This is a genomic window from Thalassococcus halodurans, from assembly GCF_900108225.1.
Classification (GTDB): Bacteria; Pseudomonadota; Alphaproteobacteria; order Rhodobacterales; family Rhodobacteraceae; genus Thalassococcus; species Thalassococcus halodurans.
Genome location: NZ_FNUZ01000003.1, coordinates 516,930 through 541,603, shown reverse-complemented (window position 1 = coordinate 541,603; position 24,674 = coordinate 516,930). Strand labels below are relative to the sequence as shown.

At 55.0% G+C, this 24,674-nt stretch carries 28 protein-coding genes and 1 pseudogene; 17 read left to right on the top strand and 12 right to left on the bottom strand.

Features of this window, described 5'->3' with window-relative positions; genetic code table 11:
- Positions 1-172 precede the first annotated feature (172 nt).
- Complete coding sequence (locus C4S59_RS12475) at positions 173-1,327, top strand: aromatic ring-hydroxylating oxygenase subunit alpha (protein ID WP_103910818.1); 1,155 nt, start codon at positions 173-175, stop codon at positions 1,325-1,327.
- A gap of 52 nt (positions 1,328-1,379) precedes the next feature.
- Here C4S59_RS12475 and gyrB read toward each other — a convergent pair whose 3' ends face one another.
- From gyrB to mutM, 8 genes are all read right to left on the bottom strand, one after another.
- Complete coding sequence (gene gyrB / locus C4S59_RS12470) at positions 1,380-3,797, bottom strand: DNA topoisomerase (ATP-hydrolyzing) subunit B (RefSeq protein WP_103910817.1); 2,418 nt, start codon at positions 3,795-3,797, stop codon at positions 1,380-1,382.
- A gap of 127 nt (positions 3,798-3,924) precedes the next feature.
- Positions 3,925-4,545: a LysE family translocator gene (locus C4S59_RS12465; protein ID WP_103910816.1), complete on the bottom strand. Its 621-nt coding sequence runs from the start codon at positions 4,543-4,545 to the stop codon at positions 3,925-3,927.
- 10 nt (positions 4,546-4,555) lie between these two features.
- Positions 4,556-5,671, bottom strand: coding sequence for a DNA replication/repair protein RecF (gene recF / locus C4S59_RS12460; protein ID WP_103910868.1), 1,116 nt, complete (start codon positions 5,669-5,671; stop codon positions 4,556-4,558).
- A gap of 2 nt (positions 5,672-5,673) precedes the next feature.
- Complete coding sequence (gene dnaN / locus C4S59_RS12455) at positions 5,674-6,792, bottom strand: DNA polymerase III subunit beta (RefSeq protein WP_103910815.1); 1,119 nt, start codon at positions 6,790-6,792, stop codon at positions 5,674-5,676.
- 156 nt (positions 6,793-6,948) lie between these two features.
- Positions 6,949-8,322 carry a chromosomal replication initiator protein DnaA gene (gene dnaA / locus C4S59_RS12450; RefSeq protein WP_103910814.1) on the bottom strand — a complete coding sequence of 458 codons (1,374 nt, stop codon included), beginning with the start codon at positions 8,320-8,322 and terminating at the stop codon, positions 6,949-6,951.
- A gap of 469 nt (positions 8,323-8,791) precedes the next feature.
- Positions 8,792-9,055, bottom strand: a complete 264-nt coding sequence (gene rpsT / locus C4S59_RS12445) for a 30S ribosomal protein S20 (RefSeq protein WP_103910813.1) — start codon at positions 9,053-9,055, stop codon at positions 8,792-8,794.
- Positions 9,056-9,226: 171 nt separating this feature from the next.
- On the bottom strand, positions 9,227-10,003 hold the full coding sequence (locus C4S59_RS12440) for an enoyl-CoA hydratase (RefSeq protein WP_103910812.1): 777 nt from the start codon (positions 10,001-10,003) through the stop codon (positions 9,227-9,229).
- Between the two features lie 65 nt (positions 10,004-10,068).
- Positions 10,069-10,920, bottom strand: coding sequence for a bifunctional DNA-formamidopyrimidine glycosylase/DNA-(apurinic or apyrimidinic site) lyase (mutM, locus tag C4S59_RS12435; RefSeq protein WP_103910811.1), 852 nt, complete (start codon positions 10,918-10,920; stop codon positions 10,069-10,071).
- Between the two features lie 88 nt (positions 10,921-11,008).
- On the opposite strand from mutM, the gene ubiE reads away from it, so the two are divergent.
- The gene (ubiE, locus tag C4S59_RS12430; RefSeq protein WP_103910867.1) at positions 11,009-11,761 is read left to right on the top strand and encodes a bifunctional demethylmenaquinone methyltransferase/2-methoxy-6-polyprenyl-1,4-benzoquinol methylase UbiE; all 753 of its coding nucleotides are present in this window, start codon (positions 11,009-11,011) and stop codon (positions 11,759-11,761) included.
- Position 11,762: 1 nt separating this feature from the next.
- Positions 11,763-13,295, top strand: coding sequence for a 2-polyprenylphenol 6-hydroxylase (gene ubiB, locus C4S59_RS12425; protein ID WP_103910810.1), 1,533 nt, complete (start codon positions 11,763-11,765; stop codon positions 13,293-13,295).
- Here ubiB and C4S59_RS12420 read toward each other — a convergent pair whose 3' ends face one another.
- The 3 genes and pseudogenes from C4S59_RS12420 to C4S59_RS12415 all read right to left on the bottom strand — a co-directional run bounded on the left by C4S59_RS12420 (position 13,296) and on the right by C4S59_RS12415 (position 15,332).
- Complete coding sequence (locus C4S59_RS12420) at positions 13,296-13,757, bottom strand: FlgD immunoglobulin-like domain containing protein (RefSeq protein WP_234994757.1); 462 nt, start codon at positions 13,755-13,757, stop codon at positions 13,296-13,298.
- Between the two features lie 39 nt (positions 13,758-13,796).
- Positions 13,797-13,964, bottom strand: a pseudogene (locus tag C4S59_RS19910) (flagellar hook capping FlgD N-terminal domain-containing protein); the annotation flags it as partial.
- 3 nt (positions 13,965-13,967) lie between these two features.
- On the bottom strand, positions 13,968-15,332 hold the full coding sequence (locus tag C4S59_RS12415) for a flagellar hook-length control protein FliK (protein WP_103910808.1): 1,365 nt from the start codon (positions 15,330-15,332) through the stop codon (positions 13,968-13,970).
- A gap of 89 nt (positions 15,333-15,421) precedes the next feature.
- Here C4S59_RS12415 and C4S59_RS12410 point away from each other — a divergent pair, with 89 nt between their 5' ends.
- The 5 genes from C4S59_RS12410 to C4S59_RS12390 all read left to right on the top strand — a co-directional run bounded on the left by C4S59_RS12410 (position 15,422) and on the right by C4S59_RS12390 (position 18,712).
- Positions 15,422-15,667 (top strand): hypothetical protein, encoded by a 246-nt coding sequence (locus C4S59_RS12410; RefSeq protein WP_103910807.1) that lies wholly within the window; start codon positions 15,422-15,424, stop codon positions 15,665-15,667.
- Between the two features lie 135 nt (positions 15,668-15,802).
- A complete protein-coding gene (locus C4S59_RS12405; RefSeq protein ID WP_103910806.1) occupies positions 15,803-17,071 on the top strand; it encodes a flagellin in 1,269 nt (422 codons plus the stop codon).
- Positions 17,072-17,136: 65 nt separating this feature from the next.
- A complete protein-coding gene (gene flaF / locus C4S59_RS12400) occupies positions 17,137-17,514 on the top strand; it encodes a flagellar biosynthesis regulator FlaF (protein ID WP_160006861.1) in 378 nt (125 codons plus the stop codon).
- On the top strand, positions 17,511-17,915 hold the full coding sequence (gene flbT, locus C4S59_RS12395) for a flagellar biosynthesis repressor FlbT (RefSeq protein WP_103910804.1): 405 nt from the start codon (positions 17,511-17,513) through the stop codon (positions 17,913-17,915). Before flaF ends, flbT begins: the two co-directional genes overlap by 4 nt.
- Positions 17,912-18,712, top strand: a complete 801-nt coding sequence (locus tag C4S59_RS12390) for a DUF1217 domain-containing protein (RefSeq protein WP_103910803.1) — start codon at positions 17,912-17,914, stop codon at positions 18,710-18,712. Before flbT ends, C4S59_RS12390 begins: the two co-directional genes overlap by 4 nt.
- A gap of 3 nt (positions 18,713-18,715) precedes the next feature.
- Here C4S59_RS12390 and C4S59_RS12385 read toward each other — a convergent pair whose 3' ends face one another.
- On the bottom strand, positions 18,716-20,056 hold the full coding sequence (locus tag C4S59_RS12385; RefSeq protein WP_103910802.1) for a FliI/YscN family ATPase: 1,341 nt from the start codon (positions 20,054-20,056) through the stop codon (positions 18,716-18,718).
- 84 nt (positions 20,057-20,140) lie between these two features.
- On the opposite strand from C4S59_RS12385, the gene C4S59_RS12380 reads away from it, so the two are divergent.
- The 9 genes from C4S59_RS12380 (at position 20,141) to C4S59_RS12340 (ending at position 24,664) form a co-directional block, all read left to right on the top strand.
- Positions 20,141-20,524, top strand: a complete 384-nt coding sequence (locus C4S59_RS12380) for a flagellar basal body protein (RefSeq protein ID WP_103910866.1) — start codon at positions 20,141-20,143, stop codon at positions 20,522-20,524.
- 11 nt (positions 20,525-20,535) lie between these two features.
- A complete protein-coding gene (gene flgC, locus C4S59_RS12375) occupies positions 20,536-20,928 on the top strand; it encodes a flagellar basal body rod protein FlgC (protein WP_103910801.1) in 393 nt (130 codons plus the stop codon).
- 23 nt (positions 20,929-20,951) lie between these two features.
- Positions 20,952-21,227, top strand: a complete 276-nt coding sequence (gene fliE, locus C4S59_RS12370) for a flagellar hook-basal body complex protein FliE (RefSeq protein ID WP_103910800.1) — start codon at positions 20,952-20,954, stop codon at positions 21,225-21,227.
- Between the two features lie 3 nt (positions 21,228-21,230).
- A complete protein-coding gene (locus tag C4S59_RS12365; RefSeq protein ID WP_103910799.1) occupies positions 21,231-21,497 on the top strand; it encodes a flagellar biosynthetic protein FliQ in 267 nt (88 codons plus the stop codon).
- 1 nt (position 21,498) lies between these two features.
- The gene (locus C4S59_RS12360) at positions 21,499-22,209 is read left to right on the top strand and encodes a flagellar hook-basal body complex protein (protein ID WP_103910798.1); all 711 of its coding nucleotides are present in this window, start codon (positions 21,499-21,501) and stop codon (positions 22,207-22,209) included.
- Positions 22,210-22,224: 15 nt separating this feature from the next.
- Positions 22,225-23,010 carry a flagellar basal-body rod protein FlgG gene (flgG, locus tag C4S59_RS12355; protein ID WP_103910797.1) on the top strand — a complete coding sequence of 262 codons (786 nt, stop codon included), beginning with the start codon at positions 22,225-22,227 and terminating at the stop codon, positions 23,008-23,010.
- Positions 23,007-23,429, top strand: a complete 423-nt coding sequence (gene flgA, locus C4S59_RS12350; RefSeq protein WP_103910796.1) for a flagellar basal body P-ring formation chaperone FlgA — start codon at positions 23,007-23,009, stop codon at positions 23,427-23,429. Before flgG ends, flgA begins: the two co-directional genes overlap by 4 nt.
- Before the next feature lie 2 nt (positions 23,430-23,431).
- Positions 23,432-24,160, top strand: a complete 729-nt coding sequence (flgH, locus tag C4S59_RS12345) for a flagellar basal body L-ring protein FlgH (protein WP_234994756.1) — start codon at positions 23,432-23,434, stop codon at positions 24,158-24,160.
- Positions 24,161-24,223: 63 nt separating this feature from the next.
- Positions 24,224-24,664, top strand: coding sequence for a flagellar basal body-associated FliL family protein (locus C4S59_RS12340; RefSeq protein WP_234994755.1), 441 nt, complete (start codon positions 24,224-24,226; stop codon positions 24,662-24,664).
- Positions 24,665-24,674 lie beyond the last annotated feature (10 nt).

Here is a 24,674-nt window from a genome sequence, read left to right as displayed (position 1 = left end):
AGTTCAAACCTCGCGGGACCGTACTGTTTTTCAGACCCAACGTGAAGGCCATGGAAGGTGTGGACATAATCAAACAACAAAGAATCCCAATTGAACAGTACCTTTTGGTATTGTAGCAATATTGAGCGGCGCATCGGTATTGTCCAACGTCTGCCGCTGAGGAGGAGACGTCATGACCATCACAACAGAAGAACGCCAGATCATCCGTGAAGTCTTTGACATGGTCGAAAAGAAGACGACCCACATGCTTGACGAAGTGATGCTAAACCCGATCGAGCGGTATAATTCCGCGGACAGGGTTCAAAGTGAGATCGACACACTGTTCCGCAAGTTTCCGTTGGTTTTGGGTCATGTGTCCGATTTGGCCGAAGCGGGTGATTTCTTTACCCACGATGCGACGGGCGTTCCGATCCTTGTAACGCGAACGCAGGAAGGCAGGGTGAAGGCATTTCTGAACGTCTGCCGCCACCGCGGCGCGCGCGTCGAGAAGGAACCTTGCGGCAAAGCGCGGACGTTTTCGTGCCCCTACCATTCCTGGACGTATGGACTGGACGGCAAACTGCGTGGCATCCCCCAGCCCGCCGGTTTTGAGGGCGTAGACCGCTCGGACCTCGGGCTTGTTGAACTGCCAGCTTGGGAGCGCTTCGGCCTAATCTGGGTGATGCCTTCGGTTCCAGAACACGAGGTCGACATCGATGCGTGGCTTGCACCTATGAAAGAGCAATTGAATGGTCTGGACCTTGGCAACCACTTTGTGTTCCGCAAGTGGGAACTGAAGAAGAATATGAACTGGCGCCTGCTGCTTGAGGGGTTTCAGGAAAGCTATCATTTCTGCCATGCGCACCGCGATACGGCCTGTTCCGGCTATCTGGACAATCAAAGTGTTCATCTGAATTTCGGCCCACATGTCCGCCACGCCCTACCGCAGCCGAACATCGAAGAACTGCGTGATAAGCCGGAATCTGAGTGGGAATACCGCAAGTATTTCATGACGCAGAATTACCTGTTCCCTGCCAACTTCGTGCAGGTTCAGAACGATCACGTCTATATCCACTTTGTGATCCCGACTGGCCCCGATACCTGCATTTTCCAGTGCATGATGCTGATCCCGGAAGAGCCCAAGACAGAAAAAGCCGAGCGCTATTACACCAAGAACTACGATCTGATCCGGATCGTGTTCGAAGAAGATTTTGTGATCGGTGAAGGGATTCAGAAGGGTCTGAAATCCGGAGCAAACACACAGTTCATCTTCGGCAAATATGAATGTGGGCTGCACTTTGGCCAGCACGCAATCGATGCTGCGCTGGACGGTAAAATCGCTGTGTGAAGAAATGGTTTAAGGCGGAGGTCACAAGGAACCTCCGCCTTTTCTATCTGCCTTAGAAGTCGAGGTTTTCGACGTTCAGAGCGTTTTGCTGGATGAATTCGCGGCGCGGTTCTACGACGTCGCCCATCAGCTTGGTGAACAGGTCATCCGCTTCGGCCATGTCATCGACACGGACCTGCAGCAGCGTCCGCGCATCGGGGTCTAGTGTGGTTTCCCACAGCTGGTCGGGGTTCATTTCGCCCAGACCTTTGTAGCGCTGAAGCTGGTTGCCCTTTTCACCTTCCTGCAGAATGGCGCGCAGCAGATCTAGCGGGCCATTGATGACCTCGCGGCGGTCTTTGCGTTCAAGGACTGCGGGCAGGTTGTAAACCGCCTGAAGAGACTCTGTGAAGCTGCCTGTCTTACGCGCTTCGCCGGAACGCAGCATCGGTCCATCCAGCGTCCGGACCTCTTCCACACCGCGCAGGATACGCGCCAGACGCATGCCTTTGTCTTGTGTGATGCGGCCCATCCAGCCGCGTTCGTATTCCAACGCAACCAAGTCCAGTCGTTGTGCAACCTTGTCGGCAACGCCCTGAAGATCAGCATCCACAGCACCCGGAACGAACGCGCCCGCAATGGCGGCCTGTTCCAGAATGTTGCGCGGATAGTGCGTTGGGAAGGCATCCAGAACGCGCTTCAACTGACGTGCCTCTTCAACCACGCGGATCAGATCCTGACCGGAGATTTCTTCACCGTTGCCCTGACGAAGCAGAGCGCCATCGGTGCCCTGCTGGATCAGATAGTCGTCCATCGCCGCCTGATCCTTGAGGTACACCTCGGATTTACCGCGGGTCACTTTGTAAAGTGGCGGCTGCGCGATGTAGAGATAGCCGCCCTCAATCAGCTCGGGCATCTGGCGATAGAAGAACGTCAGCAGCAGCGTACGGATGTGCGCACCGTCGACGTCCGCGTCGGTCATGATGACAATCTTGTGGTAGCGCAGCTTATCAATGTTGAATTCATCACGGCCAATGCCCGTGCCCAGCGCCATCACAAGGTTGCCGATTTCCTGAGACCCCAACATGCGGTCAAAACGCGCGCGTTCGACGTTCAGGATCTTACCTTTCAAAGGCAGGATCGCCTGCGTACCACGGTCACGGCCCGTCTGAGCTGACCCACCGGCCGAGTCACCCTCGACCAGGAAGATTTCTGTTTTGGCGGGGTCTTTTTCGGAACAGTCCTTAAGCTTGCCCGCCAAGAAGTTCACGTCCATCGCGGTTTTGCGACGGGTCAGTTCGCGGGCCTTACGGGCAGCTTCACGCGCTAATGCGGCCTCGACGATTTTACCGACAATGATCTTGGCTTCGTTCGGGTTTTCTTCGAACCACTCAGCCAGCTTTTCGTTCATCAGACTTTCGACTGCGGGGCGCACCTCGGAGGACACCAGCTTGTCTTTTGTCTGGCTGCTGAACTTAGGATCAGGGACCTTCACGGACAGAACGCATGTCAGACCTTCACGAGCGTCGTCACCGGTGAAGTTGACCTTTTCCTTTTTCGCGATGCCCGAAGACTGCGCATAGTTGTTGATCGTCCGCGTTAGCGCGCCCCGGAAACCAGCGACGTGTGTACCGCCATCCCGCTGGGGGATGTTGTTGGTAAAGGGCAATACGTTTTCGTGGTAGCTGTCATTCCACCACATCGCGATCTCAACGCCGATGCCATCCTTTTCGCCGGTCATGTAAACCGGTTCCGGCATGACGGACTGCTTTGAACGATCAAGGAACTTCACAAACTCTTTCACGCCGCCTTCGTAGAACAGTTCTGTTTTCAGCGGTTCGGCGGGGCGTTCATCTTCTAGGATGATACGCACGCCCGAGTTCAGGAAGGCCAGTTCGCGCAGGCGCTTTTCAAGCGTATGGAAATCGTAATCCACGTTCGAGAACGTTTCGGTCGACGCAAGGAAGCGGACCTCGGTGCCTTTGCGGCCATTGGCGTCGCCCACGACCTCAAGGTGCTTGGCTGTATCGCCACGTTCAAAGCGGGCATGGTGTTCTTTGCCATTTCGCCAGATGCGCAGGTCCAGCCAATCGGACAGGGCGTTCACAACCGAAACACCCACGCCGTGCAGACCACCCGAGACCTTGTAGGAGTTCGAGTCAAACTTACCGCCGGCGTGCAGCTGGGTCATGATAACCTCGGCCGCGGAAACGCCCTCTTCCGGGTGGATGTCGACGGGAATGCCGCGGCCGTTATCGCTGACCGAAACCGAGTTATCGGCGTGGATTTTGACGGTCACAGCATCGGCGTGACCGGCCAGCGCCTCGTCAATTCCGTTATCGACGACTTCGTAGACCATGTGGTGCAAGCCCGAGCCATCGTCAGTGTCACCGATGTACATACCGGGACGCTTGCGAACAGCTTCTAAGCCTTTGAGAACTTTAATGGAATCTGCGCCATATTCTTCGGGGTTCTGCGCGCTCTCAGCCATACGGTTTTTCCTTGTTTTTCTCGGGCAATTTATAGCGATCCGAAACCGGAATGTCACGCAGATGACACTATATTCTGTGGGTTAGAATCAGTTTCCGCCAAATCCTGTCCCGCTGCCCGTGCGGAGCTTACGTGAAGGGAATGAAAAGCCCGACGGCGATCATCAAACTACCGGCTGTCAGGTTTGTGCGGCGCAATGCTTTTGGTGATGTCATCAAGCGTTTCACGCGGTCCACAAACAGCGCAAGGATCAGATTTCCAACCAAGGGCACCGCCGCGGATAGGGCCGCGATGGCAATCATATCCGGCCACTGCAAACTGGGCAGATCGAAGAAACCCGGAAGCATGCCCATGTAGAACAGGATCGCCTTGGGATTGCCAATGATCACGGCCAAGCCGGCCAAAAACCCCGCCCACATGCCGGGTCGTGTCAAACGGCTATCGCTTGATATCTGTTTGTCGGCGTTTTTGATGATCAGATAACCCATCAACAGGAATGTCAGGCAGGCGACCCACTTCATGAACAGCAGAAAGCCGGAGAAGACCGAGACAATCCATGTGACGCCAAGGATCGCGAGAAACGGCCACAGCACATCACCTACAACAACGCCAAACGCCAACGGCCACGCCGCATGAAACCCGCCGGACATTGACCGCGCCAACAAGGCAACCCAGACAGGTCCAGGGGTCAGGAACAGGATGAACAATGCGCCCGCATAAAGCGCGAGTTCTGTTGCGGTGATGGTCATGTCGGATGGCCTACGATGAAAGCGCGATCTGCTTGGTGCAGCTTTGCCCGTCTTGTTCGGTGACTTCAATATACTGCGCGCGCTGGCCCAGTTCTTCGAACAATTCGGCACCCGTGCCTGTCATCCAAGCCTGCGCACCTAGCGCGGTTATTTCATCGTAAAGCGCTGCACGTCTTCCAGCATCAAGATGGGCCGCGACCTCATCCAGTAACAGAATGGGCGCTGCGCCGAAATCCTTGGCAATCGCGCGGGCGTTGGCAAGGATCAGGGAAATCAGCAACGCCTTCTGTTCGCCGGTCGAGCAGTCAGAGGCTGGCACGCCCTTGGCCTGAAACACGCCGTACAGATCGGCACGATGCGGCCCGATCAGCGTTCGTCCCGCCATGACGTCGCGCGGGCGGCCATCGGCCAAGGCCTGCGCCAAGGCCTCTTCTGTTTCAGGCATGTCGCCATCGGCTTGGGTCAGGGTCAGATCCGCGCTTGGGAAGCTGGTTTCAGCGTTTTCTTGCGCCTCTGCGAGGGCCTTCAGCGCGGCAACGCGGTTGGCATGGATGACAGCACCCGTGCGCGCCATCTGCGCCTCGAGCGCGCGATACCAGACGGGATCACGTACCTGATCCTTCAACAGCCTGTTCCGGTCGCGCATCGCCTTTTCATAGTTCAGCGTCGCTTCGGCGTGTTCGGGAAAGAAACTAAGCGTCATGCGATCCAGAAACCGCCTGCGTCCCTCGGCCCCTTCGATCCACAAGCGGTCCATGCTGGGGACTAGCCACAAAACCCGCGCGATCCGGCCCAGCGCGACCTGTGAGGCTGGTTTATCATTCACCCGGACCGTGCGCGGATTGCCGTTTTCAGACTGAAACGCGATTTCGTGGACACCATCGGGCGCGGTCAGAATGCCTGACACCTTCCAGCCCAGCGCCTCGGGCCGTCGTGTCATAGTCTCTGCCGACGCGCGACGCATCCCGCGACCGGGGGAAAACAGCGACACTGCTTCGAGCAAGTTGGTCTTGCCCGCGCCATTTGGCCCGAAGATGGCGATGGGACGGCTATCAACGTCAATTTCCGCCCGCTTATGCGAACGGAAATGAGACAGATTTAACGATTGTAGGTGAAGGCCTGACAGGGTCACACACGCATCGGCATGACGACGTATACCGCCGATGTGTCATTGCCTTCGCGCATCAGGGTCGGATCGCCAGACGAGTTGAACAGGAACACGGCGTTTTCGCGATCAACCTGACTTGCGATTTCCAAGAGGTATTTGGCGTTGAAACCAATTTCGAGGCGCTCATCGCCATAGGCCACGGCCAGCTCTTCTTCCGCAGCGCCGCTATCGGGGGCATTCACCGACAGAACCAGACGGTCTTCGTCCAATTGCAGTTTAACAGCGCGCGACCGTTCCGAGCTAACCGTCGCCACACGGTCAACCGCTTTGGCAAAGTCCGCTGCGTCCACTTCCAGACGGCGTGTGTTGCTTGTCGGAATAACGCGTGTGTAGTCGGGGAACGTGCCATCAATCACCTTGGACGTCAGGGTGATGTCCGGTGTTGCGAAGCGAACTTTGGTCTCGGACACCGAAACCGCGATGTCCATATCGTCGTCATCCAGCAGCTTACGCAGTTCGCCCACGGTTTTACGGGGCACGATGACGCCCGGCATATCTTCGGCACCGGCGGGCACAGTCGCGTCGATGCGGGCCAGACGGTGACCGTCGGTTGCCACGCAACGCAGCATGCGGCCGTCTTCTGCCTCGGCGACGTGCATGTAGACGCCGTTCAGATAGTAACGTGTTTCCTCGGTAGAAATCGCGAACTTCGCCTTATCGAACAGGCGGCGCAGGACAGATGCCTTGGCACTGAAGTTTGCCGAGTACTCCGACGACGCCATGACAGGGAAGTCTTCCTTAGGCAGCGTCGCGAGCGAGAAGTTGGAACGGCCCGCTTCGACAGTCAGGCGACCGGATGCACCGTCTTCTGTCAGCGTGACCAGCGCACCGTCGGGCAGCTTGCGCACGATTTCGTGCAGCATGACCGCAGACACGGTCGTTGCACCGGCCTTTTCGACCTGCGCGGGCGCCTTATCAACAACTTCGATATCCAGATCGGTGGCACGGAACATGACCGTGTCGCCTTCGGCTTCGATCAGCACGTTAGCGAGGATCGGAATGGTGTTTCTCCGCTCGACGACGGACTGCGCCTGACTCACGGCCTTAAGCAGTGTCGCGCGTTCCATGCTGAATTTCATCGCTTATCCCTCCGAAGGGCTGGATGGCGCAGGATTCAACAGTCGGATGGCGCGCCCCAGCTAAGTTGTTTCTGTTTTGTCCAATGGAATGACGGAGGCGTCAAGGCCAGCGGGCCGCTAAGAAGCAGCCCGAGACAAGATTGTGGTGGTTGGGAATCACTCTTCGAGCGTTCTGCGCAGAATTTCGAGGTCTTCTGCGATTTGTCCGTCCTGTATTTTCAGCTCTTCGATGCGGCGGACACCGTGCATGACGGTCGTGTGGTCACGTCCACCGAATTTGCGGCCGATTTCCGGAAGCGACCGGCTGGTCAGCTGTTTGCACAAATACATGGCAACCTGACGCGGGCGCGCAAAGGTACGAACGCGTTTGGGGCCGACCATTTCGCTTAGGCGGATGTTGTAGTGTTCAGCAACGCGACGCTGGATTTCCTCGATCGAGACCTTGCGCTCGGACGCGCGAAGAACGTCGGCCAGACATTCCTGCGTCAGGTCGATGTTGATTTCGCGACCGACAAGCGACGCGAAAGCGAACAGACGGGTCAGGGCACCTTCCAGAACGCGCACGTTGGTCGAAATGCGGTGCGCAAGGAATTCCAGAACACGGGGGTCGATTTCCAAGTTCGGATAGATCGCGCGCTGGGCTTCGACCTTGGACTGCAGAATGCCAAGACGCAGTTCGTAATCGGTCGGATGCAGGTCAACGACCAAACCGGACTGCAGACGCGAGCGGATACGGTTTTCCAGATCCTTGATTTCATCCGGCGCGCGGTCGGCCGAAATGATGATCTGTTTGTTCTGATCCACAAGTGCGTTGAACGTGTGGAAGAATTCTTCTTGTGTGCTGTCCTTACCTGCGATGAACTGCACGTCATCCACCATCAGAACGTCGACCGAACGGAAGATGGATTTGAAATCCATCATGCGGCGGTCGCGCAGCGCCTGAACAAAGCGGTACATGAACTGTTCCGCGGACAGATAAAGGACGTTCAAGTTGGGCTGGCGCGTGCGCAGTTCCCACGCAATCGCATGCATCAGGTGCGTTTTACCAAGACCAACGCCACCATACAGGAACAGCGGGTTGAACGTGACAGGGCCACCTTCGGCCACGCGGCGGGCAGCGGCGTGCGCCAGTTCGTTCGGTTTGCCGACAACGAAGGTGTCAAAGGTAAAGCGTTTATCAAGCGGCGCGCCGGGCAGCAGATCGGATGCAGAAGATTGCTGTTGGACGGGTTCAGGAACCTCGGCCGCCATTTGGGGCGCACGAGGTGCTTTGACAGCTTCGCGCGCATCGACATCGGTTTTGAAGTGAATGCGACGCACGGACGGATTTACCGAAGCGATCTGCGACAGCAGCATATCGCCGTAGTTCTGGGACACATATGTGCCGAAAAAATTCGTAGGTGCTTGGAAAATTGCTACGCCGGATTCCGCGCCTTCGTAGTTCAGGGGTTCGATCCAAACCTTGTAATTGTTTTGCCCGATCGTCTTGCAAATATCATTTTGGAGAGCACCCCATTGATCCCGTGTCATAAATTTCCCGCTTCGCTTTCCCGTCGTCAGTTAACCGGCCACGCGCAGAACGCGACCAGCGCGGTCACCCTTCATTTGGGAACAAAAAGCCTCGCGCGTCCCGGATGGGACACGTGACATATGATGACGCACAACAATAAGGCGTCCGGTTCCCGATTCCGGACAAATTTTACTGTCTGCGCCATGCGCTTCTTTTGGACCGGCGGAGGCAAGCTCCTGATTTCATGCACTAATTTGCACATGAACAGCGTTAACAAAGATCAAAAACGGATCCCTGCGCTCCCTGTCCCCCCAGCGAAAAGTGACTCGCTGACGGCAAGTTAGCAACCTGCTGCGAGGCGCTTCAACAGAAACTACTTGTTGACTCGCAGTTTCTGGAAAAAGAATCTCTTGGTCAAAAAATTCGTGGCAAAAAAACAAAAAAGCGCCGCTCGAAAGCGACGCTTTTTAATCTTTCGTTAAGCTTGGTTTACGCCAGAGCTTTAACGCGAGCGGCCAGACGCGACAGTTTGCGGGACGCTGTGTTTTTGTGGAAAACGCCTTTGGTGACGCCGCGCATCAGTTCGGGCTGAGCTGCCTTCAGAGCGGCTGCTGCTGCGTCTTTGTCGCCGGATGCGATTGCTTCTTCAACCTTGCGGATGAATGTACGGATGCGCGAACGGCGCGCCGTGTTGATGTCATTACGCTTTTCGTTCTGACGTGCGCGTTTCTTGGACTGTACCGAGTTTGCCATGTGATCGTTTCCTAGGTTCGTATTCTATTCTGTCTAAGCGCAACTGACGCCGACGCCGGATATGAACCACCGGATCGATTCTTGCCTAAGCGGGCATCACGCGCATGTGTTGGGCGGCGTATAGGCGAAAACACCTATCCTGCCAACCCGATTCTTTTCTTAGCTTTGGCCTTATTTGTCGCGGAACTGCGCCGTGCGCTTTTCCAGGAAAGCAGCCATGCCTTCTTTCTGGTCTTCGGTCGCGAAAAGTGAATGGAACATGCGCCGTTCGATCAACAGACCTTCAGCCAGTGTGGTTTCATAAGCGCGGTTCACCGCCTCTTTTACCACCATCGAAGCCATCATGGATTTCTCGGCAATTTTCGCCGCAGCACCTTGGGCCTCTTCCATCAGGGATTTGGCCGGAACAACGCGGCTGACAAGACCCGAGCGCTCGGCTTCTTCCGCGTCCATGAAGCGACCTGTCAGGTGCATATCCATGGATTTGGATTTGCCCACAAAACGGGTCAGACGCTGTGTGCCACCGATACCGGCAACGACACCAAGGTTGATTTCCGGCTGACCGAATTTCGCGTTATCCGCCGCAATGATGAAGTCGCACATCATCGCCAGCTCGCAACCACCGCCCAGCGCGTAGCCCGCGACAGCAGCAATGATCGGCTTACGCACCTTGGTCACCGCTTCAGATTCGGCACCAAAGAAATCGGACATGAACATTTCAACGAAAGTCTTTTCGGACATTTCCTTGATGTCTGCGCCTGCAGCAAAAGCCTTGGCCGAACCGGTCAGAATAATGCAGCGGACCTTTTCGTTCTGATCGGCATCTTTCAACGCCTCTGCCAATTCACCAAGAAGTTGCGAATTCAATGCGTTCAGCGCTTCGGGGCGATTCAGCTTGATCGTAGCAACGTGGTCTTCGACTTCGACGATGATCGTTTCAAAGGCCATGTAAGAACTCGTTTTTTGTTTCGGTCAGGTTCCGAGTCATTATCACGCCGGTCACTTGGATCAAGTTATCTTTGACATTGCGGACAGTAGAAACTGGACCGACCAGATTGAACGATCCGCGCGATCGTTCCGTCGCATCCAGCGCGGCGGCACGGGTCGCCTTCGCGGCCATACACGTCAAAACTGTACTGAAAATATCCAAGCTCTCCATCGGCTTGGCGGAAATCTTTCAAACTGGACCCGCCCGCGGCAATCGCATCCGTCAGCACATCGCGAATGACCGGCACCAGTCCGGTTATCCGTGCCTTAGACAGATTCGCCGCCTTTCGCGCTGGGTGAATTCTGCAACGGTAAAGCGCTTCGCACACATAAATGTTGCCTAATCCTGCGACGTTTTTCTGATCCAGAAGCGCAGACTTGATCGGCGTTTTCCGATCCTTCAGGCGCTCGTACAAATACGATTCGTCAAATGTGTTTCCTAGCGGTTCGGGGCCTAGTACGGTCAGCAAGGGATGTTCGGCCTGCCTTGCTGTTTCCATCAGATCCATCGCACCAAACCGGCGTGGATCGTTGAATGTGATCCACGCGCCATTTTCCATGTCAAAAACCACGTGATCGTGCTTTTGCGCAGGCTGATGATCGTGGACGAATTGCCCCAAGGGATCGCCCGTCACTAACATCCGCCCAGACATGCCCAAATGAATCAGCAGGGTTTCGCCCGTGCTGAGGTCCGCAAGAATATATTTGGACCTGCGCCGAAGCTGTAAAACCGTGGCTCCGGTCAAGCGCTCTGCCATCCTTTCCGGAAAGGGCCAGCGCAAATCCGGTCGGTTCACAGAAGCTTTGGCGATCACGGCGCCCTCCATTGCGGGCGCCAATCCACGTCGGACAGTCTCAACTTCGGGTAACTCAGGCATGATGTCGCGGTCCTTGGGTAGCGGGGCGCATTGTATCGGCGCTCTGGCGCTCTATAAGAAGGGGCAAGCCAAGGAAACGACAAGTGCCATGACCGAAAACTCTGGAAAAACGACGCATTTCGGATTCAGCGAAATTCAGGAATCTGAAAAGGCAGGCAAGGTTCAGGGTGTCTTCAACTCTGTCGCCAACAAGTACGACGTGATGAACGACGCCATGAGCATGGGCATCCACCGTATCTGGAAAGATGCGATGATGGATTGGCTTGCGCCGCGCCCTGGCCAGAAGCTGCTGGATGTCGCAGGCGGGACCGGTGATATTTCGTTTCGCTTTTTGAAACGCGCGGGCCGCGGCCATGCCACCGTTCTGGACCTGACAGAGCCGATGCTGACTGAAGGCCGCAAACGTGCCGAGGCCGCATCGATGGCCGACAGTCTGGATTGGGTCGTGGGCGACGCGATGGCCCTGCCCTTTGAAGACAACACCTTTGACGTTTACACGATTTCCTTTGGCATCCGGAACGTGACCGTGCCGCAGCAGGCGTTGAACGAAGCTTATCGCGTGCTGCGTCCGGGTGGCCGACTGATGGTGCTGGAATTCAATCAGATTCCCAATGAGATGATGCAGAAGGTCTACGACCTGTATTCCTTCAACATCATTCCCCGCATGGGCCAGCTGATCGCTGGCGACAAAGACAGTTATCAGTACTTGGTGGAATCGATCCGTCAGTTCCCCGATCAGGAAACCTTCCTTGGGATGGTGAAAAAGGCCGGTTTTGAAAACGCTAAGTATCGCAACCTGAGCATGGGCATTGCCTGCCTGCATTCGGGGTGGAAAATCTAATATGCGCGGACCCCACAATATCTGGCGTTTGATCCGCACCGGCGCAACGTTTGAACGTACCGGCGCGATGCGCGTTGTTCTTGACGCGTTCGAGGCCCCCAAGCCTTTGCGCATCGCGGCACGTGTGCTGGGTTGGCCATTCAAATGGCTTGGGTATGAAGGCGATCCCGAGATGCCGCCGCTGACACGCGCGCTGACGGCTCTCGGCCCCGCCTACATCAAGTTCGGTCAGGTTCTGTCGACCCGCCCTGACGTTGTAGGCGAAGATCTGGCCGTTCAGTTGCGAATCCTGCAGGACAAACTGCCGCCGTTTTCGACCGAGATGGCCAAGAAGGCGATCGAGGAAGAACTGGAGGTTCCTGCCGACAGCCTGTTTTCGACGTTCAGCGAACCCGTCGCTGCAGCATCTATCGCGCAGGTTCACAAGGCCACTTTGGCGGACAACGGCGAAACCGTAGCTGTCAAAGTGCTGCGCCCCGGCATCGAGAAAGCGTTCCGCAAAGATCTGGACGCGTTCTTTTTTGCCGCTCGGTTTATTGAATTCCTGTCACCCGCGTCGCGCCGACTGCGCCCGATGGATGTGATCACCCACTTTGAGGGCGTGGTCTTGGGTGAGCTGGACTTGCGGCTCGAGGCGGCTTCGGCATCCGAATACGCCGCCAACACCGAACAGGATGCCGGATTTCAGGTGCCGCCGGTCAAGTGGTTCCTGTCAGGTCGTCGCGTGATGACATTGGGTTGGGCCGAAGGGCTGCCGATGGGCGACAATACCGCGATTGATGCGGCTGGCATTGATCGCTCTGAGCTCAGCGAGCGGGTGCTACAACTGTTCCTGAACCATGCGCTGCGTGATGGTTTTTTTCATGCCGACATGCATCAGGGGAACCTGAAAATCGCCGAAAATGGCGACATCATCGCGCTTGATTTCGGGATCATGGGGCACATCGACGAATACACACGTCGGGTCTACGCAGAGATTCTGTTCGGTTTTATCCGCCGTGATTACAAACGTGTCGCCGAGGTGCATTTCGAGGCCGGTTACGTGCCCGCGGATCGTGACGTCGATGAGTTCGCCCGGGCCCTGCGCGCTGTAGGTGAACCGATCTTCGGCATGGATGCCACCCGCATCTCCATGGCCCGCTTACTTGCCTACCTGTTCGAAGTAACAGAGCGCTTCGGCATGGAAACCCGCACCGAGCTGATCCTTCTGCAGCGCACAATGGTTGTGGTCGAAGGCGTCGCGCGGTCACTTGATCCGCACATGAATATCTGGAAAGCCGCTCAGCCGATTGTCGAAGATTACATCAAACAATCGATTGGCCCCCGCGCCGTTCTGAAGGATCTTGCGCAAACGGCCCGCGTGCTTGCGCGATTTGGCCCGCGCCTACCGGAAATGGTCGAGGATGTGCTGACCCAAAACAGCCGCTCGCACGATCACCATCACCCCAAAAGCAGCGGTGGTCGATTTGTTTGGGGTATCTTGGGTTTGGTTATCGGCGGCGCGCTGGGCGGGCTGTTGGTTGGCGGTTTTTGATTAATCCGTCACCCGAATACCATCTACACCTGACGCATTGACCTCGGCCCCGCCCAACAGGGTCAGAACGATCTCGCCATCCGAGCCGCTGCGCGCCTCGGTCACGCGTTGGTATGTGGTTGCTTGACCCGAATTGATCAGCTCTCCACTTGCGTACGCGTCGATGCGGAACGTGTAAAAGGCGCTGGATTGTGTTTCGCTGTTGTTGCCGAGGCCGTCCCATTCATAAAAACTGTCACCCAGAGAAAGCTGTCGATGCGCGACTTCGTTGCCGTTTGCATCAGAGATGACAAGCGTTGCGCTGTCCGCATTCGGCTGCGACGGGACCTGAAGCGCGATTGGGCGGCCATCAAAGTAAGCACTACCACTTTGCAACACTTCAGAATCCACCCAATCCACCAATTGCCCCAAACCAGATGATTGGAACTGCGCGTTCAATGCGGTCAAAAGGTCATTTGTCATAACCTGCTGCTCGACCGACGAGAATGACGCAAGTTGAGACGCATATTCGGTCGAATCCAGCGGATTCAAAGGATCCTGATTTTGCGCCTGTGTGGTCAGCATTTTCAAGAAAGTCTCAAAATCCGAGTTCAAAACACCGGATTGAGAAGAGGTGGACTGACTGACCGTTTGATTGGACGTCGCTGATGTGGAAACGTTTGTGATCATTTTTTAAACCCGAATATCCAGACCGTCGTTAATGACAACTGTTGTCATATTTTGGCTTTGTCCTTCGTCCAGAACGATGGAAGGCCCTTCAGCCCGCTTCAGATGTTCCTGGGCTGAAGCACCCCCATTTTGACCGCCGCCAAGCTGCAGATTCAGCGACTCGTAGCCAACCGAAACAAGGTCTTTCTGAAGCGTTTCGATATGGCGGCGCATGAAATCCAGCGTCTCTGGCCGTTCAATATTGACGTGCAAAGTCCAGCCAGTTTCCGACCGCGTGATCTGCATTCGCAATTTCCCGAGTTCTTCCGGATCCAGAACAATCTCAACCGGTCCTTCCGTGGCCGCGGGGACGGCTTCGACGACTCTTGCAGAAATTTGTGGTGCGACACTCGGGGATGGCTTGAAAACTGTTCCCGATGTTCGTTCCACGCCCAACTGTGGATCAATTGATATCGCCGGCGGTACGAAATCTTGCTCTAGGGAGGCAGGCTGAATTTCTACAGCGCGTGCCTCGGCCGGAAGGTGCGCACTGGAGGAATGCTGTTTGGGAAGCACGCTATAATGATCCTCCCGTTCGGCCGCCTCGGGTGTGGAATCAGTCGCTTTTTCGATGTCTTCTGCAGGCTTCACACCAAAATTCTGCGTCTCGCTCCCACTAGTCATGACAGGCGATACTGTTTGGTTTTCTCTATTGCTTATCAAAGTGGGGATGTTTTGTTTTCTATCTGTAGCTTCAAGTTTTTCAAGATTGATGTCGAGTTGTCTTTTATTGATTTCATTCTCAGAAAATTGGAACGTTCCTTTAGGAAATACTGACGCCGCATTTTGAAGATTACTGCGTTCACCAATGGCTACAGTCTTAACTAAATCGTCAGATCCAATCGATTCTCTCTCTACGCTGTTCGGGAAATAAGAAATATTATCCCGAACCTCAAGCTGATCTGTATTTCCCGGGTTAAATCCCACCGATATTCGTTCTATTTCTGTATCAGGGTATTTGGGAAAAATTTTGAAATTAAAAATAGATAAATCACTTTCCTTCGCTTTGTCAAATTCGACAAATTGATCTGTCAGTTTTTGTACTTGGCCGTAATGGACCCTACCATCATCGAGAGCATCCTCAAAACTTTGAAATTCGGAATCCACGACCAGGTCAGAAACGTTCTGATCCGCTTCAATATCAACTTCGGGAATCACATCATCCTGCCCGGGCTCAGCGGGCGCAGAGCCCTCTTCCGGCAGCACCGCCATCAACTCGTTCAACACAAATAGGAAATCTTCCCCTTGGTTTTCCAAGCCTTCATCCACCGGACAACCAGTTCTGCCAACCGCACCGAGCGTTGCCATAATTGAGTTTGGGATAAACATGTTGGCCTCCTGATAATGTCTACAGAAGACATGAATTTGTTACCAAATTATTCACCTCCTACAAATTACGTCTATCACAGGAGGTAAGTATGGACACAACAAACTATGGACTTTTGGCGTATCGTAGCGCGCCGCAAAAGGTTACCTCGAAGTGCGACTTATTGGAGCAAGCCTTTTTGGAGAACTACCTAAAAACAACCAAAGCGTTTCAGAATTCTGAGACCGAGTTCTCTTTCGTTTTTTATCAGGAGGTTTCCAAAAAGTTATCAGAAAAAATTGATTTAAATATTGGATGCATTGACGAAAGCAAAACTCGAAAAGCCAGTCCTCGTTAACTCAAAGTTAGTCTGTAGCCAACAATTTTGGCGATGCGACCAAAAGTCGGCACGGTACGACCGTTCATGTCAGAAGGCATTGATATCAAGTAAAATCGAAAATGGCGCTAAAGGCGCTTATGAAAGGACATGTCAATGTCGAGTATTCTTACAAATAATGGCGCGATGGTTGCGCTGCAAACACTGAAGTCGATCAACGGAAATCTGGCAGACACACAGAACCAAATTGCGACCGGCAAAACAGTTGCCAATGCAAAAGACAACTCTGCCGTCTGGGCGATTTCCAAGGTGATGGAATCTGACGTACAGGGCTTTCAGGGTATTTCCGACAGCCTCAACCTTGGTGAATCCACGGTTGCTGTGGCCCGACAAGCGTCGGAAACTGTCACAGATCTTCTGACCGAGATGAAGGGCAAGATCGTCTCTGCACAGGAAGAAAACGTCGATCGTGCGAAAATCCAAACGGATATCGATGCGCTGAAAGACCAGATTTCGTCGGTCGTGAACGCGGCTCAGTTCAACGGTCTGAATCTGCTGTCCAACGGCAGCACAGACGAGGGCTCTGGCACGGTCAACGTTCTATCGTCTCTGGATCGTTCTGCTTCCGGTGTCGAGGCAAGTGATATCTCGATCGCAAAACAGGATTTGCGTCAGGACCAGCAGGACTTTACCGGCGGGACAGTTGCCGTTTCCACAGCTGACCAAACACTGAACGCAACACAGACTCGCACACTTTCGGTCGCGGCACCGACGGCGGGTCAGGTCTTTAGCATCGAAATTACCGGAACGGATGCCGACAACAGTACGTTCACGGCAGCCGATTACACGTCTGGCGCAACAACCGCAGATGCCAAAAAGATGTTCTACGTTGCCAAGGACGGTGACTCTGCCGCAGACGTGGCCGCCGGTCTGGCGTCGGCATTTGCCAGCTATGCTGAGGAGCAGGGCCTTGATACCAACGTCCTGAACATCACAGCAGATGGCGATAGCCTGACCGCGACATCAGGTGTCACTGACGCAAACGATACAATTGCCGTTGGTATCAACACGATCACAGCGCCGACCAGCGTTACCATTGGTGGCGGGTTGTCTCAGCTTTCTGATATTGACGTCACAACCAATGAAGGCGCGGATGCCGCTCTGACGGCGATCGAATCCATGATTGATACGGCAATCGACGCATCTGCCTCTTTCGGTTCGGTCGAAGGACGCATCGAGACACAAGAGAAGTTCATCTCGTCTCTAACAGATGCCCTGAAGTCCGGTATCGGGACACTGGTTGATGCCGACATGGAAGAGGCGTCCGCGCGTCTTCAGGCACTCCAAGTTCAGCAGCAGCTGGGTGTTCAGGCGCTCTCGATTGCCAACCAGGCACCGCAGAGCTTGTTGTCCCTGTTCCGCTAAAGGGACATCGGGCAGGCTCTTATTGAGCCTGCTCATTCAGAACTTCAAAATCGAGGATGATTTCAGTGAACGCAGTCGCAAATGCGAAGTATGGCTATTCGTCTTTCTCCAACGCCACCAGATCTGAACAATCCATTGAGTACGACATTATCGCACGGGTTACGGCCGAATTGGATGCCGCAAGCAAAATACAAGGCAATGACTTCAGCGCTTTTGTGAAAGCGCTTTCGAACAACAGACGACTATGGGTCCTTTTGGCATCTGACGTGGCTCACCCGTCCAACCGCCTGCCGAAGCCGCTTAAAGCACAGATTTTCTACCTGTCCCAATTTGTCGAACAAAAATCACGCGAGGTCCTACGTGACCGCGGAGACGTGGCGCCACTGATCGAAGTCAATCGAAGCCTTCTTAACGGTCTCGGGCAGCAAGGAGCAAAAAGATGAGCGGACTTGTTCTAAAACTGGCACCAAAAGAGCGTCTGTTGATCAACGGCGCTGTGATTGAAAATGGTGATCGTCGAAGCCGGTTGTCGATCCTGACATCCGATGTGAACATTTTGCGCCTGAAAGATGCGATCCATCCGACCCAAGCCAAAACCCCGGTAAAACGGGTGTGCTATGCCGCGCAACTTGTCCTCATTGGCGAGCTTTCCGCAGCCGAGGGAAAAGCTGCACTGCTAAAAGGGCTGGAAGAGTTGAGCCATGTTCTTTTGGACAACGACAGTCGCCACCATCTTAGCCTTGCGACAGACGCTGTTTTAGATGGGAATTTTTACCTCTGCCTCAAGACATTGCGAAATCTGATTCCACGTGAAAACCGCCTGCTTGGAGTGTGTCAGGAATGAGCTTTCAGCCGGTCATCGTCGGATCCGGTCTTGTTGGCTGGAACTTTTTGCAATCGACATTCGATCGGCAAAACGAGCTATTTCAAAAAAGTCCGTTAATCTTTCGGGATACTGAATACTTCGCCGAAAACATCGCCAACGTTCAAAGTGCCGAAGACCTGGTGAATGACCGGCGTTTGCTGCGTGTCGCTTTGAAAGCATTCGGCTTACAGGACGACATCAATTCCAAAGCGTTGATTTCCAAAGTCCTGTCAGAGGGCACAGAAAGTTCGAGTTCTCTGGCGAACAAACTGTCTGACTCCAGATATGCTGAATTTTCGAAGGCCTTCGGTTTTGGCAACGCAGACGGCGCGCAAACTTTGGTTGATGGCTTCGCCGAAGACATCATTGCCCGCTACAATTCGCAATCATTCGAAATCGCGGTGGGCGACCAGAACGAAACGCTACGCTTGGCTTTGAATGCGGAACGGAAACTGCCGGAACTTGCCGAACAGTCCAGTTCCAACGACTCGCTTTGGTATCAAATCATGGGAACACCGCCGCTGCGCGCGGTATTCGAATCTGCGCTGGGATTGCCGAGTTCGTTTGGCCAAATTGATATCGACCAGCAGCTTGAAGTTTTCCAAGACAAGGCCAACCAGCGCTGGGGCACAAATGATGTCCGCGAACTAGCTACACCTGAGATATTGGAAGAGATAACGAAAACCTATCTTCTACGGGAACAGGCGGAGGAGATCGGCTCTTCGAGTTCCGGCAGCATTGCCTTGACCCTACTTCAATCAATTTCCTACGTCTGAATTTTAGGACGCGGCTTTGATAGTGCCTGCGGCCGCCCTACGCAGGATCAGGTTCAATTTGGCAAAGCTCTGCTCGTGACCTGAAACGCTTTGATCCGAGACAAATGAATCCAGCTCTGGCCATGCCGCCACAGCTTCGTCAATTCTCGGGTCTGCGCCCTCTCGATAAAGACCTGCCCGCATCATCGGCTCGATCTTTTCATACTGGCCCAACAAGCGACGCGCATGTGTTAGCAAATCATTCTCGGGCTCAGATGCAGCTTCTGGCAGGCTTCTGGACACCGAACGCAAGATATCAATCGCTGGAAATCTGCCGCGCTCTGCGATTTCCCGGTCCAAGATAACATGTCCGTCCAGCGTACCTCTCAGAACATCGGCGACCGGTTCTTCCATATCGGAGCCAGCGACGAGCACGGTGAAAACCGCGGTGATATCGCCCTGCCCTTCACCACCTGGCCCTGCGCGTTCGCACAGGCCCATGAGCTCGGCGGGCATCGAGGGGGGAAACCCCTGCAGGACGGGCAGTTCACCGGCTGAAAAGGCGATGTCGCGGTGGGCTTCGGCCATGCGCGTCAGTGAGTCGGCCAAATAAAGAACCTGTTTTCCCTGGTCGCGGAAATATTCTGCGATTTCCATAGCAGAGCGGGCGCAACGCCGTCTTTCCAATGCCGGTCGTTCGGAGCTTGCCGCAACTACGATGCTTTTTGCCATGCCTTCCGGCCCCAGAACGTTCTGCACAAAATCGCGGATTTCGCGACTGCGTTCACCGACCATCGCCACCACAACAACATCGACGTTTATTCCGCGGGTCAACTGCGCCAGCAGACGGGATTTACCGACACCGGAGCCAGCAAAAACACCGATCCTTTGACCCTGTACCAGCGGCAAAAACGTATCAAAGACAGACAGTCCGGTCTTAAGCCTTTCCCCCAGACCGCGACGGGCCATCGGAGAAACCGTTCGTGTGGAAGTCTCATCTTCGGAAATGGGGATGGGACGACCGTCCAATGGCTGGCCATCCGGATCAATTACACGGCCAATCCACCCCATATTCGGGCGCAGACTGACATTGCTCCACTGCGTTACGCGATCACCGATCGCGATGCCGGACAAAGGCCCCTCGACCATCACTCCGGCGCCCTGATCGGACAGCCGCAAAACCTCGGCAAATAGCTTTTTGCCGCTGTTCTGCGTGATCTGCACCCGATCAGAGACAGACAGAAGATTGGTTAAACCGGACACCCAGACGATATTGCTGTCGACGGCGTGAACGCGGCCCGCAACGCGAGACATCCGCAATTTGCCAATTTCGGATGCCAGTCCTGCCAATTCGAATCGATCCATCGTGCGCTCCGTTCAACTCTTGCAAACGGTTTCTAAAGGAATCGCGGTTAAGGCTTGATTGAAGCCACCGAGGGAGAAGCCCCGATGTTCCAAAATATGCAGGTCTTAGACGCCTCTATCGCACTTGCGAAAAATGCTGGGCGCCGTCAGGCCGCCAGCGCCCAAAACCTCGCGAACGCAGATACGCCGGGATACAAAGCTCTGCGCGTATCCACGTTTCAGGCCAGCTTTGACTCGGCCAGCGGTCAGCAGATCAAGACCACGCGCAGTCAGCATACAGGCCGCGCCACGCCCTTTGCTTTTCAAGATCAGATTATCAATCGCACGAGCGCGGACCCGAATGGCAATGCCGTGAATCTGGAAGAAGAAATGATGGAGGCCGCTCAGGCCAAAAGCGATCACACAAAAGCGCTGTCTATCATTCAATCCAGCCTAAAAATCCTGCGCCTTAGCCTTGGAAAATCATGAGGTCAGAACAAATGAATGATTTTTCCAACGCCATTAAGGTCACCGCAAGCGGGCTGCACGCACAAGCGACGCGCCTGCGCCACCTGTCTGAAAATATCGCAAACGCAGACACCCCCGGCTACCAGCGGAAAACCGTTGTTTTCGAAGCCGTGCGCGCAAGCGCAGGCGAGCCCACCACTGTTTCGACCGGTCCGGTGCTATTGGACCCGACGGACGGCGAACGGATTTTTGAGCCGGGCCATCCGCTGGCCGACGAGAGCGGTTTTTACGAAGGCTCCAACGTCAATTTGCTGATCGAGATGGCCGATTCCCGCGAAGCCCAGCGCACCTACGAAGCGAACCTGAAAATGTTCGAGCAAACCAAAGAAATGGCGCGCGGCCTTTACGACCTTCTCAGACGATAACCACCCAAATTTAGGAGACCAGAATGGACATCCAAACCCTGTTTTCAAATCAAACGAGCTCGATCCAAGCGGCGACAAAACCAGATGCAATGGCAGCCGCAGCTGCTGAAAAGTTCGAAAGCTTTTCCGCCACGCTTGCCAATGCCGAGGGCGAAGCCAAAGCTGCCCTGTCCGGTAACGCAGATCCCCATGCCCTTGTAGCGGCGCTGGCGCAATCTGAACTGGCTGTCGAAACCGCTGTGACACTGCGCAACAAAGTGGTCGAGGCCTACCAAGAAATTCTTCGGATGCCGGTCTGACCCGTGCAGGACACCCAGATATACGACGTGCTGCGTCAGGGGCTTTGGATCGCGACAATAACGTCGACCCCGATCCTTCTTGCCGCGCTTGTGACCGGACTGTGCATCGGCCTGTTTCAGGCCCTGACGTCCGTTCAGGAAATGACGCTGACCTTTGTGCCCAAACTCGTGGCCATCGTCGCCGTTTTCTGGATGTCGATGAACTTTATGACGGAAACGCTCGTGTCATTTTTCCATAGCCAGATCATCCCCCTAATCACGGAAAGCTGAGATGCAAACCACAGGTTACACCACACTGACCCGTATGGCGGGGCTTGAGCGGGAAATGCGCGTCGTCGCGAACAATATCGCCAATGCACAAACCAAGGGGTACCGCCAACAGGGCGTCCTTTTTTCGGAATATATCACCGATACCGACAGGGGTTCGGTTTCGATGGCAACCGCCCGCATTTCCGAGACGCTGACACATCAAGGCAGCCTTGAGCTGTCCGAGGGTCAGTTCGATCTCGGGCTTCAGGGCGATGGCTATTTCCTGATTCAATCGGCAGATGGCCCACGGCTCAGCCGCGCTGGCGCATTTACCACGAATGCCGCGGGTGAGCTGGTGACGCCTTCAGGTATGGCTGTGCTGGACTCCGGCGGGGCACCTATCCAACTGTTACCGAACGCCAGCGACACGCGGATCGGGCAAGATGGTACAATCACGCAAGACGGGGCGCCGGTAGCACAGATTGGCGTTGTAGCGCCAACAGACCCCGCGGGTTTGGTGAGGGAAGGCAATTTGCTGTTCCGCGCCGATGCGGGCTTTGAGCCATCCGAAAACACCACTGTCATGCAGGGGTTTCTTGAAGCGTCCAACGTGGATCCAATCGGCCAGATGGCCCGGTTGATCGAAGTCCAACGCGCTTATGAAATGGGGCAAAGCTTTCTCGATGCAGAAAGCGACCGCGTCAAATCCTCAATCCAAAGCCTTTCTAGATAAACAGTAGGAGTTCCCATGCGCGCCCTTCAAATCGCTGCCACTGGTATGTCTGCCCAACAAATGCGGGTCGAGGTGATCTCGCAGAACCTGTCGAACATGAGCACGACGGGCTACAACCCACGACGCGCCGAATTCACCGACCTGCAATATGAACAGGTCGCCCGGGCTGGGACTGTGACAGCATCAAACGGTACAATGCTTCCGACCGGTATCCAGCTTGGGCTTGGTGTCCGGCCCGCCTCAGTCACGTTCCAGCCTTCACAAGGCTCGCTCAGTCAAACAGGTGGTGATCTGGATATTGCAATCGATGGGTCCGGTTTTCTTGAAGTCACTTTGCCTTCGGGCCAGTCCGCCTACACGCGCGACGGGTCGTTAAAGCGGAATGCGGACGGCATGATCGTCACGTCTGACGGGCATCCCGTGGTTCCCGAAATCGTTATTCCCGCCGACACGCGATCGCTGTCGATCAATGCCTCGGGCGAGGTGTACGCCTATTTTGACACAAGCACCGAAGCCCAGCTGTTGGGGCAACTGACGCTTTCGGGCTTTTCCAACCCCAAAGGCCTCGAAGCGCTGGGCGGAAATCTGTTTCTTGAAACAGCTGCCTCGGGCAATGCGCTGGTTGCCACACCGGGAACTGATGGCGTTGGCACCGTCCGGCAGGGTTACCTTGAGAACAGTTCCGTTGATGCCGTCCGTGAAATCACCGAACTGATCGAAGCCCAACGCGGTTATGAACTGAATGCCAAGGTCATGACCGCGGCAGATCAGATGCTTGGCGCGACGACGCAAATCAAATGAAACTAGTTTCCGCCCTTTTGACCACGGTGCTTAGCGCATCCACTGCATTCGCCGACAGCATCGTCGCCGCCCGGAACATTCGCCCCTACGAGGTTCTGACCGCCGACATGCTTTTGACAGTTCCCGATTCCGTTGACGGGGCAGCAATGCATGCCGATCAGCTTCTTGGGATGGAGGCCAGCGTCGCGCTTTTTTCGGGGCGGACAATCATGCTGAGCCAGGTCGCCCCACCGGCAGTCGTTGAAAGAAATGCCATCGTTCCTCTGATTTTCACCCAGGGCGCCCTCAGTATTGAAGTCGAAGGACGTGCCCTTGGGCGTGGCTCTGTCGGAGAGCGGATCAGAGCGATGAACCTGCAATCTAAAACCAGTCTGACAGCAATCGTTCAGCCGAACGGGACGCTTTTGGTCACGGAGTGAAAATGAAATTTCTGATGTATTCGTCTCTGATTTGCCTAATGCTAAGCGGGTGCGGGCGCGTGAAACATATTGGCACAGAGCCCGATTTCACGCCTGTTGATGACAGCCATGAATTGCAGGCGATGACCTTTGGCGCTCTGCCGACAGAACTGCCCTCAATCCATGAAATTGATCGTGCATCCCTATGGCACGCCGGGCCCGCTTCCCTACTGGGCGATCAACGCGCGGTGCGGCGAGGTGATATTCTGACGGTGGTGATTGAAATCGACGATGCTGCCGAAATTTCGAACAGCAGCAACCGGTCGCGTAGCGGGTCCGAGCAACTCGCGATCCCCGAGCTTTTCGGCCTGCCCCAGCGCGTCGACCCAGACATGCCCGCGGGCGCGAGCCTGTCCAATGCAGTCTCGTTGAACAGTTCGGCGAAGTCGGGCGGCGAAGGGTCCGTGAAACGCAAAGAAAAACTCGCGCTGCGAATTGCGGCAACGGTCATCCAGACAATGCCGAACGGCGTGCTCCAAATTTCGGGAACGCAACAGGTACGTGTGAATTTCGAGATGCGGGAGTTGTTCGTATCCGGGTTTGTCCGCCCCGAAGATATCTCGAGGTCAAACGAAATCACGTACGACAAAATCGCAGGCGCGCAGATCTCATACGGCGGTCGTGGGCATATCTCGGATGTGCAGCAACCGCGCATTGGTCAGCAGATTCTTGACGTCGTACTGCCGTTTTAAAAGGAGCCAACGTTGAAACTGATACTTCCAATCATCTTGGCACTTCTAGGCACCGGAGCAGGCGTGGGCGCAGCAATTGTTATGGGCGCGGACAAGCAATCACACGATACCGAAATCGCCTGCCTGCCAGCTGCGGAAAAGATTGTAGCGGAAACACCCCCAGGTTCCGAGGAAGCTCTGCTAAGCGATGGAGAGTTTGTGAAGCTTGCCAACCAGTTTTTGGTTCCGGTTTTGGTCCAAGACGAAGTTGATGCCATGGTGGTCATGTCGCTTAGTCTTGAGGTCGAGCCGGGGACGACGTCAGAGGTGTTTCATCTCGAACCCAAAATCCGCGACAAGTTTCTTCAAATCCTATTCGATCACGCGAACAAAGGGCACTTCGGCAGCGGTTACACCAGCAATCGATCGCTCGAAATTCTGCGCAACGCTCTGCGTGCTGCGGCCCAGGACATCACGCGCGGGAAAACGCGTGACGTGCTTATCGTAGAAATCGCCAAGCAGTAAATTTTTCGAC